The following is a 13,581-nucleotide window of genomic DNA, read 5'->3' as shown; positions in this document are numbered from 1 at the left end:
CCGGCTTTCCCCAGAGGCAGACCATGACGAAGACCAAGGACCAGCGCGCGGTTTCCGCGCCGCCGTTACCGCTGAACCAGATCCTGGGTGGCGACTGCATCGACATCATGAACAGCCTGCCCGCGGGCAGCGTTGACCTGATCTTTGCCGACCCGCCCTATAACCTGCAATTGAAGGGCGACCTGCACCGGCCCGACAATTCCAAGGTGGATGCGGTAGACGACCACTGGGACCAGTTCTCGTCCTTTGCCATCTACGACGCCTTCACCCGCGACTGGCTGGCCGCCGCGCGCCGCCTGCTGAAACCGAACGGCGCCATCTGGGTGATCGGCAGCTATCACAACATCTTCCGGGTCGGGGCCGAGCTTCAGAACCAGGGCTTCTGGATCATGAACGACGTGATCTGGCGCAAGTCGAACCCGATGCCGAACTTTCGCGGCAAGCGCCTGACCAATGCGCATGAGACGCTGATCTGGGCTGCCAAGTCGGAAAACTCGAAATACACCTTCAACTACGAGGCGCTGAAGTCGCTGAACGAGGGCGTGCAGATGCGCTCGGACTGGGTCCTGCCGATCTGCAATGGCGGCGAACGGCTCAAGGACGCGGCCGGCGACAAGGCCCATCCGACGCAAAAGCCGGAATCCCTGCTGCACCGCGTCATTGTCGGGACGACCAATCCGGGCGATGTGGTGCTGGACCCGTTCTTCGGCACCGGCACGACGGGCGCCGTCGCCAAGATGCTGGGCCGCGACTATATCGGCATCGAGCGCGAGGAGGCCTACCGAGAGGTCGCCGCCCGCCGCCTGTCCCGCGTCCGCCGCTTCGACACCGAGGCCATCGCCACCACCCGCGCCAAGCGCGCCGAGGTCCGCATCCCCTTTGGCCAGGTGATCGAGCGCGGCATGCTGCGCCCCGGAGAGGAACTGTTCTCCATCGGCAACCGCCACAAGGCCAAGGTCCGCGCCGACGGCTCGCTGATCGGCAATGACGTCAAGGGCTCGATCCACCAGGTCGGCGCCGCGCTGGAAGGCGCGCCCTCCTGCAACGGCTGGACCTACTGGCATTTCCGGCGCGAGGGCAAGATGATCCCGCTGGACATCCTGCGCCAGCAGATCCGCGCCGAACTGGAGGGCGAGGTGTCCCGCCCCAACTGATCGCGTCGCCCCGGTTTCGCCAGTTCCGCCGCGCCACGCGCCCGCCGGAACCACCTCGCCCCGCCATCCTTGCATGGCGGGGCGTCTTTCATGGCGACATGCGTTAACGCGACCTTAACCCGCAGTCCGCAGGCGGTGTACGCCCTGTGCACATCCGGTGCCCTCGCCGGTGCATGCGCCGTGCGGGCACGGGCCCAGCAATTCCCGGGCGCGCCCGCCGATCCGCCCCCGCCCGTTGCGCCCGGCACCGCGCGTTGCGCTAAAGCGCGTTGCGCGGCATCGGCAGGGCGCCGGTGTCATAGGGGGTCCAGTCCGCGATCTCGGGATAGAATTGCCGCCGCCAGGCGCGCACGCGCGGGTTCATCCGCCGCCGCCACAGGGGCGGCACCATCGCCACCATGGTCATCACCGGATAGCCGTGGGGCAGCTGCGGCGCCTCGTCCGCGCCATAGGTCTGCAGCAGCGGAAACCGGCGGTCCGGCTTGGTGTGATGGTCCGAATGGCGCTGCAGGTTGATCAGCAGCCAGTTCGTCGCCCTGTGGCTGGCATTCCAGCTGTGGCGCGGCCGGACAGGCTCATAGCGGCCGTCGCCCAGATGCTTGCGGGTCAGGCCGTAATGTTCCACGTAATTGGTCAGCTCCAGCTGCCACACCGCGATGAAGGCCTGGAAAAGGAACAGGAAAACCCCGATCCAGCCGCCCAGAACCGCGGCCAGGGCCAGCATCCCCAGCTGCAGCGCCCCATAGCGCCAGAAGGGGTTGCGCCGGTCCCAGCGGCCGCGCCCGGCCCGCGCCAGGAACCGCGTTTCGGCCACCCATGCACTGCGCGGTCCCTCCGTCAGCACGCGCCGGAAAAACCCGTAGAACCCCTCGCCATAGCGCGCCGAGACCGCATCGCGCGGGGTCGAGACCCAGGAATGATGCACCAGCAGATGCTCGGTCCGGAAATGCGAATAAAGCACCGAGGCCAGCAGCAGGTCCCCCAGCCAGCGCTCGGCCGGGGTCTTCTGGTGCAGCAGTTCATGGGCATAGACGATGCCGATGCTGCCCGACAGGACGCCGATGCCGAAGAAGACTCCAAGTTTTTCAAGCCCCGACAGGTGCCCCGTCGCCTGCACGTACCAGATCGACCCGAAGATCGCGGCAAATTGCAGCGGGAACCAGATGATCGTGACGGCCCGGTGCCAGAACAGTTGGTCGGTCCCCGTTTCGGGGTCGGGATTGGCCTCGTTCAGGCCCAGGATGCCGTCCAGCGCCGTGGTCAGGTACCAGGCATAGGCCGGGATCAGCGCCCACCACCAGCCGCCCCGCCAGGCGGCCAGCACCACCAGCGGGATCATCAGCACCGACAGCCAGAAGGGCGCGGCGGCGGGCAGGTTGGGGGCGCGCGACTCACTCATGGCGTGAATGCTACGCCGCGATCTCGCCCTGCGCCATATCCCAGACCTTGCGCATCAGCCCTGGCAGCGCCTCGCGGTCGATCTGCCGCAGGGGCACAAGCTCTCCGCGTTCGGGATTGCCGGTCAGCTGGCCGCTCATCACCCGCAGCGTCAGGCTGAAATGGGTAAAGACATGGCGCACCTGCCCGATCTCGCGCCACTGAGCAGGACCCGGCGGGGGCAGGTCGCGCCCGTCCCACTGGGCCGACGGAAAGGCCAGCGTCCCACCCAACAGCCCCTTGGCAGGGCGATGTTCCAGCAGCAGCGCCTGGCCTTGGCGGGCGACCCAGGCCACCCCCTCGCGCTCGGGCTTGGGGGCCTTGGCCAGCTTGCGCGGCAGCTCGGCCGCGATCCCCTGCCGGCGCGCCTCGCATTCGGCCTGGACCGGGCAGATGACGCAGGCCGGGCTGCGCGGCGTGCAGATCGTCGCGCCCAGATCCATCATCGCCTGCGCATAATCGCCCGGGCGTTCGGTGGGTGTCAGCTGACCCGCCAGCGCCGTCAGCTGCGGCTTGGCGCGGGGCAGGGGGGTATCCACCGCGAACAGCCGCGCGACGACGCGTTCGACATTTCCGTCCACCACGGTTTCCGTGCGGTCGAAGGCGATCGAGGCGATCGCGGCCGAGGTATAGGGCCCGATCCCCGGCAGCGCGGCCAGCCCCTCGCGCGTGTCGGGAAAACCGCCCCGCGCCGCCACGGCGCGGGCGCAGGCCAGCAAGTTGCGGGCGCGGGCGTAATAGCCAAGCCCCGCCCATTCGGCCATCACCCGCGCATCCTCGGCCGCAGCCAGGTCCTGGACCGTCGGCCAAAGCGCGGTGAAGCGCAGGAAATAGGCCTTGACCGCCGCCACGGTGGTCTGCTGCAGCATCACCTCGGACAGCCAGACGCGATAGGGATCGGCGGGCGGCCCGCCGGGCGGCACGCGCCAGGGCAGGATGCGGGCATGGCGGTCATACCAGGCCAGAAGGTCGGGGGCGATCACCTTGCTGTCACGCAATTATGTGGCCTCATCGGGGTCGGCGCGCTTTCATCCGGGCGGATGGCTGGCTAAGGATATGGGGGTGATAGCAGATCAGGCAAAGATGGCCCAGACACCCCGCACCTCGTCACCCTACGGCACCTCGGGTCCTGCCCGGAGGCGCAGCCGCGGTTTCCAGGCGGCGGCCTCGCTGCTGGCCGACCGGGTGCAGAAGGCGGCCGAGGGTCGGGGCTTTGCCGTCGCCCGCCTGCTGACCCATTGGGCCGAGATCGCCGGCCCCCAGCTGGCCGCCGTGACCCGCCCGGTCCGCATCAGCCACAGCCGTGGCGGCTTTGGCGCCACGCTGACATTGCTGACGACCGGCCCGATGGCTCCCATGGTCGAGATGCAACTGCCCCAGCTGCGCGAACGGGTGAACGCCTGCTATGGCTACAATGCCGTCCAGCGCATCACCCTGACCCAGACCGCCGCCACCGGCTTTGCCGAAGGCCAGGCGCGCTTTTCCACGGCCCCCCGCGCGCCCAAGGACCCCGATCCGGCCAGCGCCCGTCAGGCCGACCGCGTCGCGCGGCAATTCGACGACCCGACCCTGGCCGAGGCGATGGCCCGGCTGGCCCTGAACGTGGCCAGCCGCCAGCCCCGCAACACCCCAGATCCCGAACCGCAAGATTTCTGAAAGGACTTCCCATGTTTCTCCGCTTTGCCGCGACCGCGCTTGCCCTGACCCTGGCCCTGCCGGCCGTGGCGCAGGATGCCGCGCCCGAAACCCCGGTGGAAACGCTGCCCGATATCGCGCTGGGGGCCGAGGACGCGCCGCTGACCATCATCGAATATGCCAGCTTTACCTGCGGGCATTGCGCCAATTTCCACAGCGATGTCTTTCCGCAGCTGAAGGCGGATTACATCGACAGCGGCCAGGTCCGCTTTGTCCAGCGCGACATCTATTTCGACCAGGTGGGCCTCTGGGCCGGGATCCTGGCGCGCTGCGGGGGTGACGACAAATATTATGCAGTCTCGGACATGCTGTTCGACGAACAGAAGGAATGGCTGTCGGGCGGGTCGGGCGACGAGATCGCGGCCAACCTGCGCCGCATCGGCCTGAAGGCGGGCATGACCGAAGACCAGATGACGGCCTGCTGGGACGACACCGCCAAGGTCGAGCAGCTGATCGCGACCTTCCAGCAGAACGCCACCGCGGACGAGGTCGAGGCGACCCCGACCTTCATCATCGGCGGCGAAAAGGTCTCCAACCAGCCCTGGGACAGCATGAAGGGCATCATCGACGCCAAGCTGGCCGAGGCCCCCGCGCCGGCCGAATAAGACGGGACGGTCCGGCAGGCCCGGGGCCCGCCGGACCGCTTGGGCCGTTGCCTTTTGCCAGGACGCGCCGCTACTCTGCGGCGGCAGGCGTGGCAGAGGGACGGTTCGTCATGTTCAGGGAATTCAAGACTTTCATCGCCCGCGGCAATGTCATCGACCTTGCCGTGGGCATCATCATCGGCGCGGCCTTCACCGGCATCGTCAACTCGCTGGTCGCCGACCTGATCAACCCGGTCCTGGGCCTGCTGACGGGCGGCATCGACTTTACCGACCGCTACCTGGTCCTGTCGGGCAGCGTGGCCGACAGCTCCAGCCTGGCCGTGGCGCGGCAGTCGGGGGCGGCGATCCTTGCCTATGGCTCCTTCCTGATGGCGGTGCTGAACTTTCTGATCATAGCCTGGGCGGTGTTCCTGCTGGTCAAGGTCATCAATCGCATGCAGTCCGCCGCCTTTCATAAAGAGGAGGCGGAAGAACCCGCCGTCGGCCCCAGCCAGGAAGAGCTGCTGGCCCAGATCCGCGACCTGCTGGCCGACCGCGCCGCCCGGATCTGAGGCCTTTCGGTGCCGGCGCCATCGCGCCGGCCACCTTGTCAGTTGGCCAGCAGTTGGTCCGGCGTCATGGCGTCCAGGCCCAGGGCCTCGCCCACCGGGGGCGAGGTCAGCTGCCCCTCATGGGTGGACAGTCCCGCCCGCAGATGCGGGTCGTCCGTCACCGCCTGCCGCCAGCCCTTGTCGGCCAGGGCCAGCAGATGCGGCATCGTCACGTTCCCAAGCGCCTGCGTCGAGGTGCGCGCCACCGCGCCCGGCATGTTGGCCACGCAGTAATGGATCACGCCGTCGATCTCGTAGATCGGGTCCTGATGGGTCGTCGCGCGCGACGTCTCGAAACAGCCGCCCTGGTCGATGGCCACGTCCACCAGGACCGCGCCCTGGGGCATGGTGGACAGCTGTTCGCGGGTCACCAGCTTGGGCGCGGCGGCCCCCGGGATCAGGACGGCGCCGATCACCATGTCGGCCGTCCGGATCAGTTCGGCCGTGGCGGGGGCGCTGGCGAACTGGGTGGTCAGCTTGCCCATGAAGATGTCGTCCAGATAGGACAGCCGCGGCACCGAGCGGTCCATCACCGTCACATTCGCGCCCATGCCCACGGCAACGCGGGCCGCCGCCGCGCCCACCACCCCACCGCCGATGATGACGACATTGGCAGGCCGGACGCCCGGCACGCCGCCCATCAGCACGCCGCGCCCGCCATTGGCCTTTTGCAGCGCCCAGGATCCGACCTGCGGGGCCAAACGGCCGGCCACTTCGGACATCGGCGCCAGCAGGGGCAGGCCGCCTCTGGCATCCGTGACGGTTTCATAGGCGATAGCCGTCACGCCGCTGTCCAGCAGGTCGCGGGTCTGCTCCGGGTCGGGCGCCAGGTGCAGATAGGTAAACAGGATCTGGCCCTGGCGCAGCATCTTGCGTTCGACGGCCTGCGGTTCCTTGACCTTGATGATAAGTTCCGCCTGGTCGAAGACCGCGGCGGCATCGGGGGCGAGGGTCGCACCGGCCGCCTGGTAATGCTCGTCGGTGAAGCCCGCGCCCAGGCCGGCGCCCGTCTGCACGACGACGCTGTGGCCGCGCCCCACCGCCTCGGCCGCAGCGGTCGGCGTCAGGCCCACGCGGAATTCCTGCGGCTTGATCTCTTTCGGGCATCCGATCTTCATGGCTCTCTCCCTTTCCATGTTTCCTCCATCCTGGCAGGGCGGCCCCGAAAGGTGCTGCGAAGATGGCCTGCATTGGAGACGAAACCGCGAAGAAGCTGCTGGAACTGCGTCCGGAAATCGAAGAACCTGCCGCCATGGCCGACCTTGACGCAATAGACCGCCGTATCCTCGTCCTTCTTCAGAAGGAGGGGCGAATCAGCAATGCCGAACTGGCGGTGCGGGTGCACCTGTCGCCCTCGGCCTGCCACCGGAGGGTCCAGCGGCTGGAGGAGGCAGGCGTCATCTCGGGCTATGTGGCGCTGCTGGATGCGCGCGCGCTGCGCCGCCAGACCACCGTCTTTGTCGAGATCACCCTGTCGGGACAGGCCGACGAGGTGCTGGACGCCTTCGAACGCGGCGTGCGGACCATTCCCGACGTGCTGGAATGCCACCTGATGGCCGGCACGGCCGATTACCTGCTGAAGATCGTGGTCGAGGATACCGACGATTTCGCCCGCATCCACCGCCAGCACCTGGCCCGCCTGCCGGGGGTCGCGCAGATGCATTCCAGCTTTGCCCTGCGGACGGTGTTCCGGACCACGGCGATCCCCGTCTGACCATAAGAAAACCCCCGCGACACGGGGTCACGGGGGTTTTCGGATTACGCTGATCGCGTCGCCTTACAGCGCGCCTTCGCGCTGTGCCTTTTTACGGGCCAGCTTGCGGGCGCGGCGAACGGCCTCGGCCTTTTCACGGGCTTTCTTGACCGACGGCTTCTCGAAATGCTGCTTGAGCTTCATTTCGCGGAAGACACCTTCGCGCTGAAGTTTTTTCTTCAGGGCACGAAGCGCCTGTTCGACGTTGTTGTCGCGAACATTGACCTGCATGTGGTTGTCACCACCTTCCTAGGTTAGAGTTGATAGATTGCAGGAAGCGTCCCCCTAACAGAAGCGGGCGGCCCTGTCCAGAAGAGGTAAGCCATGACCCAGACCGACCGCGACGCGCTGCTGGATGCCGCGCTGACCCATGTGCCCTTCGAGGGGATGAACGATCGTGCCCTGACCGCCGGGGCCCGCGACATCGGAATGTCGCCCTCGCTGATCCGGGTGCATTTCCCCCAAGGCGGCGCCGGTCTGGCCGCGGCCTATCACCGCCGCGCGGACGAGGAGCTGCGCCGGTCGCTGGCGGAGACCCCGCTGCAGGGCCGGTTCCGCGACCGCATCTCTCAGGCGGTCTGGCGCCGGCTGGAACTGGTGGACCCGGAACTGGTGCGGGCGGGCGCCGCGACGCTGGCGCTGCCGCAGAACGCGGCGCTGGCGGCGCAGCTGGTCTGGGAAACGGCCGACGTCATCTGGACGGGGCTTGGCGACAGGTCGCAGGACGTGAACTGGTATTCCAAGCGTGCCACCCTGACGGCGGTGATCTCTGCCACGGTACTGTTCTGGCTGGGCGACGATTCCGAGGGGCGCCAGGACACCCGCGCCTTCATCGACCGCCGCATCGACGGCGTGATGAGCATCGAGACCGTCAAGTCCCGGCTGCGCAAGCTGCCCGGTGCCGAAAGCCTGGGCCGCGCCGCCTTTGGCTGGATCAAGGCGCCGCGCGCCCGTGCCCTTCCCGGAAAGACGCGATAAGGAAATCCCATGTTCCCCGACCAGATGACGGCGATCGAGATCGCATCTCCCGGCGCGGCCGACCAGCTGCGCCAGACCACCCGGCCCGTGCCGGTGCCCTGCCATGACCAGATCCTGATCAAGGTCGCCTATGCCGGGGTGAACCGCCCCGACGTGCTGCAGCGGGCCGGCAGCTATGCGCCCCCGCCCGGCGCCTCGGACCTGCCGGGGCTGGAGGCCTCGGGCGAGATCGTCGGCATGGGCGCGGGCGTCACCCGCTGGAAGAAGGGCGAACAGGTCTGCGCCCTGGTGCCGGGGGGCGGCTATGCGGAATATGTCGTCTGCCATGCCGACCACGCGCTGCGCATCCCGCGTGGCCTGACCCTGCGCGAAGGTGCCTGCCTGCCCGAAACCGCCTTTACCGTCTGGTCCAACGTCGTGCAGCGCGGTGGCCTGACCGGGGGCGAGCGGTTCCTGGTCCATGGCGGCACATCGGGGATCGGCATGATGGCGATCCAGATCGCCCATGGCCTGGGCGCGCGGGTCTTTGCCACCGCCAGTAGCGAAGAAAAATGCGCCGCGATCGAGGCCCTGGGCGCGACCCCGATCAATTACCGCACGCAGGATTTCGTCAAGGTCCTGAAGGAGGCGGGCGGCGCCGACCTGATCCTGGACATGGTCGGCGGCAGCTATATCCCGCGCAACATCAAGGCGTTGGCGCTGGACGGGCGGCTGGTGATGATCGCATTTCTGGAGGGGCCCAAGGTCGAGCTGAACTTTGCCCAGATCATGGTGAACCGCCTGACCGTCACCGGGTCCACCCTGCGCCCGCAATCGGATGTCGCCAAGGCGGAACTGGCCGATGCGCTGCGCAAGCAGCTGTGGCCGATGATTGCGGCAGGCTCGGTCGGGGTCACCATCGACAGCGAATTTGCGCTGGCCGAGGCTGCCGACGCCCATCGGCGGATGGAAAGCAGCGACCATATCGGCAAGATCGTGCTGCGGGTGGCTGGCGGCTGAGGCCGCAGGCCTCAGCGGACGGCCTCCATCAGCACCCTGGCGCGGCTGCAGTCGCTGCGCGCGTCGGGGGCACAGTCGCGCGGGTGCAGGTCGCGGGTCAGGCAGATGCGCACCTCGGCCAGGGACCTGTCGCGGCAGGTCACCGTCACGCCGTCGGCGGTCAGGTCGGGATTGGCCTCCAGAAACGCCTCCTCGACCAAGGCAGGGTCCAGCGTGATGTCGCGATCCAGCCGGTCCAGAACCTGCGGGACGGTGATGCGGGCCAAGGCGTCGCGGGTCGCGTCGTAATAGGCGCTGGCGGGCAGCCCGCTGCACCGGCCGTGCTTTTTCCACTGGTGCCAGGCCAGCCCGCCGGACCCCATGATGTCGTTCATCGCCTGGCTTTCGCGGCGCGACGGATCGCGTTCGGCCGTGACGCAATCGCGGGGCCAGCCGCGTTCGTTCTGGGGCCAGAGCCCATGGACGGTGAAGCCCCGACCGGTGCCGTCGCGGCATTCCGGCGCGGCCCGGTCGTCGCCCGTGCTGCTGCACCAGCCGGGCTGCCAGCTGAGCGCCAGGACGTAGTAGTCGAACTGCCCAGCGATGTCGCGCGCCTGGGACGGGCCGGCGAAAAGCAGGGTGGCAAGGATCAGGGCAATCAGGCGCATCGGGCAAGGATAGACGGGCAGGGGCCGCCCCGCATCGGCAAACTTTCCGAATCCTCTTTTCCCCGCGCGTCGAAAACGCTATATGAGCCGGCAATTCCCCCCGAAAACGAGGAATGGCGTCAGCCGAAGCCGTTTTTCCGGCCAAGCCGCCCATGTTCGGGGCATACGAGACAAGCGAAGGAGACTGACATGAGCAAGCCGCTGATGGCCAAGGCCACCGCCGTCTGGCTGGTCGACAACACGACGCTCAGCTTCAAGCAGATCGGCGACTTCTGCGGTCTGCACGAGCTTGAGGTCCAGGGGATCGCCGATGGCGACGTCGCCGCCGGCGTCAAGGGCTATGACCCTGTCGCCTCGAACCAGCTGGACGCCGAAGAGATCAAGCGCGCCGAGGGCAGCCCGGCCTATCGCCTGCGCCTGAAGCACAATCCTGCCGCCGATGGCGAGGAAAAGCGTCGCGGCCCGCGCTATACGCCCCTGTCCAAGCGCCAGGACCGTCCGGCCGCCATCCTGTGGCTGGTCAAGTTCCACCCGGAGCTGCAGGACGCGCAGATCGCCAAGCTGGTCGGCACGACCAAGCCCACCATCGCCTCGATCCGCGAGCGGACCCACTGGAACATCCAGAACATCCAGCCGATCGACCCGGTGGCCTTGGGCCTGTGCCGCCAGACCGAGCTGGACGCGGCCGTGCAGAAGGCCGCCAAGAAGCGCGCCGCCGAGGGCGTGGTCATGACCGACGATGAGCGCCGCAAGCTGGTCAGCACCGAGACCTCGCTGTCGATGTCGGACGAGCCGCGGCTGCCCAGCTCGATCGCGGGCCTGGAGAACTTCAGCCTCAACCGCGAAGCAAAGCGCCCGGAACCCGCGCGCGATGCCGACAGCTTCTTCAACCTGCCCGATGCGGGCGAGGATGACGAGGACGAGGACGACCAGCGCTGAGGGCGCGGCCGTCAGATCCCATGAAAAAAGGCCGGCGCAATGCCGGCCTTTTGCATTCGGGGCAGGTGAAGGTCAGTGTCGGACCGACTTGCCGCGGATCATGCGATAGATCGCGATCAGGATGCAGGCACCGATCACGGCAACGATCAGCTGGCCGATCAGGCCCCCCGCGGTCGTGCCCAGGATGGCGCGGAACAACCAGTTACCGATCAGCGCGCCCAGGATGCCCAGGATGATGTTTGCCAGCAGGCCATGGTCGCCCTTCATGATCTTTTCAGCGATCCAACCGGCGATGGCGCCCAGGATGATGGAGAGAATCCAGCCGTAACCTTCCATGGAAATGTCCCTTTTCGTGTTTGCAGTGGCCGCACCCGCAGCGACCTGTCGCATCGACAATGCCCGAGGCCCCGATCCGTTCCCGCGGACCCGGGCCCCGTGATAGGACTGTGGGAAAAGGGTCACACTGACAGGCAGATGTACTTCATCTCCAGATAGTCGTCCATTCCGTGGCGGCTTCCCTCGCGGCCCAGGCCCGACTGCTTGACCCCGCCGAAGGGCGCCACCTCGGTCGAGATGATGCCGGTGTTCACGCCGACGATGCCATAATCCAGCGCCTCCTGCACGCGGGTGATGCGGCCGATGTCGCGGGCATAGAAATAGGACGCCAGGCCGAAGATCGTGTCATTGGCCTTCCGGACGGCCTCCTCCTCGGTCTCGAAGCGGAACAGCGGGGCAAGGGGACCAAAGGTTTCCTCGGTCGAGACCTTCATTTCGTCCTTCACGCCGGTCATCACCGTGGGTTCGAAGAACAGCCCGTCCTTGCGCTTGCCGCCGGTCATGACCTCGCCGCCGCCGTCCAGGACATCGCGGATATGCTCCTCGACCTTCTCGACCGCCTTTTCGTTGATCAGCGGGCCGGTGGTCGTGCCCTCCTCCAGCCCGTCGCCGACGCGCAGCTTGTCGACCGCCGCCGCCAGCTTTTTGGCGAAGGCGTCATAGACCCCCGACTGAACATAGATGCGGTTGGCGCAGACGCAGGTCTGGCCGTTGTTGCGGAATTTGGACGCCATCGCGCCGTCGACCGCGGCATCCAGATCGGCGTCGTCGAAGACGATGAAGGGCGCGTTGCCGCCCAGTTCCATGCTGCACTTCATCACCTGGTCGGCCGCCTGGCGCAGCAGGATGCGCCCCACCTCGGTCGATCCGGTGAAGGTCAGCTTGCGCACCTTGTGGTTCTCGCAGAATTCCTTGCCGATATCGCTGGAGCGTGACGAGGTCACCACCGACAGGATGCCCTTGGGCAGGCCCGCACGTTCGCCCAGGACCGCCATGGCCAGCGCCGACAGCGGGGTTTCCGCGGCGGGACGCGCGACGAAACCGCAGCCGACGGCCAGGGCCGGCGCGGCTTTGCGGGCGATCATCGCATTTGGAAAGTTCCAGGGCGTGATCGATCCAACGACGCCGATGGGCTGGCGGATGACGGTCAGGCGCTTGTCGGCCTGGTGGCCGGGGATCGTCTCGCCATAGACGCGCTTGGCCTCCTCGCCGAACCATTCGACGAAGCTGGCGCCATAGGCGATCTCGCCCTTGGCCTCGGGCAGGGGCTTGCCCTGTTCGGCGGTCAGGATGCGGCCCAGGTCGTCCTGGTTCTCCATCATCAGGTCGTACCAGCGGCGCATCACCTGGGCGCGCTCCTTGGCGGGACGGGCGGCCCAGTCCTTCATCGCGGCCTCGGCGGCGTCGATGGCGCGCGCGACCTCGGCCCGGCCCAGGTCGGCCACTTGGGCGATCACGTCACCGCGTGCCGGGTTCGTGACCTCGAAGGTTGCGCCGTCATCGGCGTCGACCCATTCGCCCCCCACGAAGGCGCGGGTCTCCAGCAGCGAGGGGTCGCGCAGCAGGGTCTTCAGGTCGGTGGAATGCTTGGTCATGATCGCTCCTCTGACGGCGGCGCGCATAGATGACCACGCACGGGCGCGCTTGTCAAAACGCGGCCGCCGCTCACGCGCGGGGCAAGCGGATGTGATCGGCACGCCGGGAACAGGGTAACGGTTCCGGATGTTCAAGCTGCGATCGACCCGACCACGGGTCCCCGCAAAAAACAGGAGTTTATCATGCGCAAGCTTTTCCTGACCTCCGCCGTCGCCGCCCTTGGCCTTTCGGGGGCCGCCATGGCCCAGACCACCGCCACCGCCGCGACCGACCTGAACGTGCGTTCGGGCCCCGGCGTCCAGCACGAGGTGATCGGCGCTATCACCGCCGGCAACGAGGTGGATGTCCGCGGCTGCATCGACAGCGCTAACTGGTGCGAAGTGACCTCGGGCGACCTGCAGGGCTGGTCCTATGGCGACTATCTGAACGTCACGGCCGGGGATGAGGTCGTCTCGCTCTATCCCAACCGCCAGACCGTGGGCGTGACCATCATCGAAGCCCCGGCCGAGGCCGATAATGCCGGACAGAACGCCGCGGTCGGCGGACTGGGCGGCGCGGCCATGGGCGCACTGATCGGTGGCCCGGTCGGTGCCGTGGCGGGTGCCGCCATCGGCGGGGGCGCAGCTGCTGCCGCGACCGAGGAACCGACGCCCGAAGTCACCACCTATGTGACGTCGAACAGCGTCGAGCCGGTCTATCTGGAAGGCGAGGTCGTGATCGGCGCGGGCGTGCCCGAGACGGTGAATGTCTATGAAATTCCCGAGCAGCCGCAGTACCGCTATGCCCAGATCAACGGACAGACGGTTCTGGTGGATCCGAACGACCGCCAGATCGTTTACATCTATCGCTAAG

Annotated in this window: 16 protein-coding genes; 9 read left to right on the top strand and 7 right to left on the bottom strand. The window is 67.5% G+C overall.

All coding sequences use genetic code 11. The features are described 5' to 3' along the window. The first annotated feature begins 23 nt into the window (after positions 1-23). Positions 24-1,154: a site-specific DNA-methyltransferase gene (locus ACZ2G3_RS14005; protein ID WP_419269173.1), complete on the top strand. Its 1,131-nt coding sequence runs from the start codon at positions 24-26 to the stop codon at positions 1,152-1,154. 259 nt (positions 1,155-1,413) lie between these two features. Here ACZ2G3_RS14005 and ACZ2G3_RS14000 read toward each other — a convergent pair whose 3' ends face one another. Then, on the bottom strand, positions 1,414-2,553 hold the full coding sequence (locus ACZ2G3_RS14000; protein WP_470396625.1) for an alkane 1-monooxygenase: 1,140 nt from the start codon (positions 2,551-2,553) through the stop codon (positions 1,414-1,416). A 10-nt stretch (positions 2,554-2,563) separates the two neighbouring features. Further along, the gene (locus ACZ2G3_RS13995) at positions 2,564-3,589 is read right to left on the bottom strand and encodes an A/G-specific adenine glycosylase (RefSeq protein WP_470396624.1); all 1,026 of its coding nucleotides are present in this window, start codon (positions 3,587-3,589) and stop codon (positions 2,564-2,566) included. A gap of 85 nt (positions 3,590-3,674) precedes the next feature. Between ACZ2G3_RS13995 and ACZ2G3_RS13990 the strand changes: the two genes are divergently transcribed. The 3 genes from ACZ2G3_RS13990 to mscL all read left to right on the top strand — a co-directional run bounded on the left by ACZ2G3_RS13990 (position 3,675) and on the right by mscL (position 5,442). Then, complete coding sequence (locus ACZ2G3_RS13990; protein WP_470396623.1) at positions 3,675-4,247, top strand: DUF721 domain-containing protein; 573 nt, start codon at positions 3,675-3,677, stop codon at positions 4,245-4,247. Positions 4,248-4,258: 11 nt separating this feature from the next. Next, entirely contained in the window at positions 4,259-4,891 is a 633-nt protein-coding gene (locus tag ACZ2G3_RS13985; protein WP_470396622.1) for a DsbA family protein, read from the top strand. A gap of 110 nt (positions 4,892-5,001) precedes the next feature. Continuing rightward, positions 5,002-5,442: a large conductance mechanosensitive channel protein MscL gene (gene mscL / locus ACZ2G3_RS13980; protein WP_470396620.1), complete on the top strand. Its 441-nt coding sequence runs from the start codon at positions 5,002-5,004 to the stop codon at positions 5,440-5,442. A 38-nt stretch (positions 5,443-5,480) separates the two neighbouring features. On the opposite strand, the gene ald is transcribed toward mscL, so the two are convergent. Then, positions 5,481-6,599 (bottom strand): alanine dehydrogenase, encoded by a 1,119-nt coding sequence (ald, locus tag ACZ2G3_RS13975; RefSeq protein ID WP_470396619.1) that lies wholly within the window; start codon positions 6,597-6,599, stop codon positions 5,481-5,483. A gap of 134 nt (positions 6,600-6,733) precedes the next feature. On the opposite strand from ald, the gene ACZ2G3_RS13970 reads away from it, so the two are divergent. Then, the gene (locus tag ACZ2G3_RS13970) at positions 6,734-7,195 is read left to right on the top strand and encodes an Lrp/AsnC family transcriptional regulator (RefSeq protein ID WP_419269411.1); all 462 of its coding nucleotides are present in this window, start codon (positions 6,734-6,736) and stop codon (positions 7,193-7,195) included. 63 nt (positions 7,196-7,258) lie between these two features. Here ACZ2G3_RS13970 and rpsU read toward each other — a convergent pair whose 3' ends face one another. Continuing rightward, the gene (gene rpsU, locus ACZ2G3_RS13965; protein ID WP_081994671.1) at positions 7,259-7,465 is read right to left on the bottom strand and encodes a 30S ribosomal protein S21; all 207 of its coding nucleotides are present in this window, start codon (positions 7,463-7,465) and stop codon (positions 7,259-7,261) included. A 93-nt stretch (positions 7,466-7,558) separates the two neighbouring features. Here rpsU and ACZ2G3_RS13960 point away from each other — a divergent pair, with 93 nt between their 5' ends. Both ACZ2G3_RS13960 and ACZ2G3_RS13955 read left to right on the top strand, forming a co-directional pair. Beyond that, positions 7,559-8,212, top strand: coding sequence for a COQ9 family protein (locus tag ACZ2G3_RS13960; protein ID WP_470396617.1), 654 nt, complete (start codon positions 7,559-7,561; stop codon positions 8,210-8,212). Positions 8,213-8,221: 9 nt separating this feature from the next. Continuing rightward, on the top strand, positions 8,222-9,211 hold the full coding sequence (locus tag ACZ2G3_RS13955; protein ID WP_470396616.1) for an NAD(P)H-quinone oxidoreductase: 990 nt from the start codon (positions 8,222-8,224) through the stop codon (positions 9,209-9,211). Between the two features lie 11 nt (positions 9,212-9,222). Here ACZ2G3_RS13955 and ACZ2G3_RS13950 read toward each other — a convergent pair whose 3' ends face one another. Then, positions 9,223-9,858, bottom strand: coding sequence for a ribonuclease T2 family protein (locus tag ACZ2G3_RS13950; RefSeq protein ID WP_470396614.1), 636 nt, complete (start codon positions 9,856-9,858; stop codon positions 9,223-9,225). A gap of 189 nt (positions 9,859-10,047) precedes the next feature. Here ACZ2G3_RS13950 and ACZ2G3_RS13945 point away from each other — a divergent pair, with 189 nt between their 5' ends. After that, the gene (locus tag ACZ2G3_RS13945; RefSeq protein WP_470396613.1) at positions 10,048-10,797 is read left to right on the top strand and encodes a DUF1013 domain-containing protein; all 750 of its coding nucleotides are present in this window, start codon (positions 10,048-10,050) and stop codon (positions 10,795-10,797) included. Between the two features lie 72 nt (positions 10,798-10,869). Here ACZ2G3_RS13945 and ACZ2G3_RS13940 read toward each other — a convergent pair whose 3' ends face one another. Both ACZ2G3_RS13940 and ACZ2G3_RS13935 read right to left on the bottom strand, forming a co-directional pair. Further along, positions 10,870-11,133, bottom strand: coding sequence for a GlsB/YeaQ/YmgE family stress response membrane protein (locus tag ACZ2G3_RS13940; protein WP_419269161.1), 264 nt, complete (start codon positions 11,131-11,133; stop codon positions 10,870-10,872). A 122-nt stretch (positions 11,134-11,255) separates the two neighbouring features. Continuing rightward, a complete protein-coding gene (locus tag ACZ2G3_RS13935; protein WP_470396612.1) occupies positions 11,256-12,728 on the bottom strand; it encodes an NAD-dependent succinate-semialdehyde dehydrogenase in 1,473 nt (490 codons plus the stop codon). A gap of 183 nt (positions 12,729-12,911) precedes the next feature. Between ACZ2G3_RS13935 and ACZ2G3_RS13930 the strand changes: the two genes are divergently transcribed. Continuing rightward, the gene (locus tag ACZ2G3_RS13930; RefSeq protein WP_470396611.1) at positions 12,912-13,580 is read left to right on the top strand and encodes a DUF1236 domain-containing protein; all 669 of its coding nucleotides are present in this window, start codon (positions 12,912-12,914) and stop codon (positions 13,578-13,580) included. The last annotated feature ends 1 nt before the right edge of the window (position 13,581 follow it).

Source organism: Paracoccus sp. KKT209 (genome assembly GCF_055635455.1).
Note: the sequence above shows the minus strand (reverse complement) of the source record. Positions and strands in the feature narration are given on the sequence as shown.

Bases quoted from the DNA above. Each gene is read 5' to 3' on its own strand.
- ACZ2G3_RS13970 (WP_419269411.1), top strand. From the start codon at position 6,734: ATGGCCGACCTTGACGCAATAGACCGCCGTATCCTCGTCCTTCTTCAG.
- ACZ2G3_RS14000 (WP_470396625.1), bottom strand. From the start codon at position 2,553: ATGAGTGAGTCGCGCGCCCCCAACCTGCCCGCCGCCGCGCCCTTCTGG.
- ACZ2G3_RS13960 (WP_470396617.1), top strand. From the start codon at position 7,559: ATGACCCAGACCGACCGCGACGCGCTGCTGGATGCCGCGCTGACCCAT.
- ACZ2G3_RS13930 (WP_470396611.1), top strand. From the start codon at position 12,912: ATGCGCAAGCTTTTCCTGACCTCCGCCGTCGCCGCCCTTGGCCTTTCG.
- ACZ2G3_RS14005 (WP_419269173.1), top strand. From the start codon at position 24: ATGACGAAGACCAAGGACCAGCGCGCGGTTTCCGCGCCGCCGTTACCG.
- ACZ2G3_RS13985 (WP_470396622.1), top strand. From the start codon at position 4,259: ATGTTTCTCCGCTTTGCCGCGACCGCGCTTGCCCTGACCCTGGCCCTG.
- rpsU (WP_081994671.1), bottom strand. From the start codon at position 7,465: ATGCAGGTCAATGTTCGCGACAACAACGTCGAACAGGCGCTTCGTGCC.
- mscL (WP_470396620.1), top strand. From the start codon at position 5,002: ATGTTCAGGGAATTCAAGACTTTCATCGCCCGCGGCAATGTCATCGAC.
- ACZ2G3_RS13990 (WP_470396623.1), top strand. From the start codon at position 3,675: ATGGCCCAGACACCCCGCACCTCGTCACCCTACGGCACCTCGGGTCCT.
- ald (WP_470396619.1), bottom strand. From the start codon at position 6,599: ATGAAGATCGGATGCCCGAAAGAGATCAAGCCGCAGGAATTCCGCGTG.
- ACZ2G3_RS13945 (WP_470396613.1), top strand. From the start codon at position 10,048: ATGAGCAAGCCGCTGATGGCCAAGGCCACCGCCGTCTGGCTGGTCGAC.
- ACZ2G3_RS13950 (WP_470396614.1), bottom strand. From the start codon at position 9,858: ATGCGCCTGATTGCCCTGATCCTTGCCACCCTGCTTTTCGCCGGCCCG.
- ACZ2G3_RS13940 (WP_419269161.1), bottom strand. From the start codon at position 11,133: ATGGAAGGTTACGGCTGGATTCTCTCCATCATCCTGGGCGCCATCGCC.
- ACZ2G3_RS13935 (WP_470396612.1), bottom strand. From the start codon at position 12,728: ATGACCAAGCATTCCACCGACCTGAAGACCCTGCTGCGCGACCCCTCG.
- ACZ2G3_RS13955 (WP_470396616.1), top strand. From the start codon at position 8,222: ATGTTCCCCGACCAGATGACGGCGATCGAGATCGCATCTCCCGGCGCG.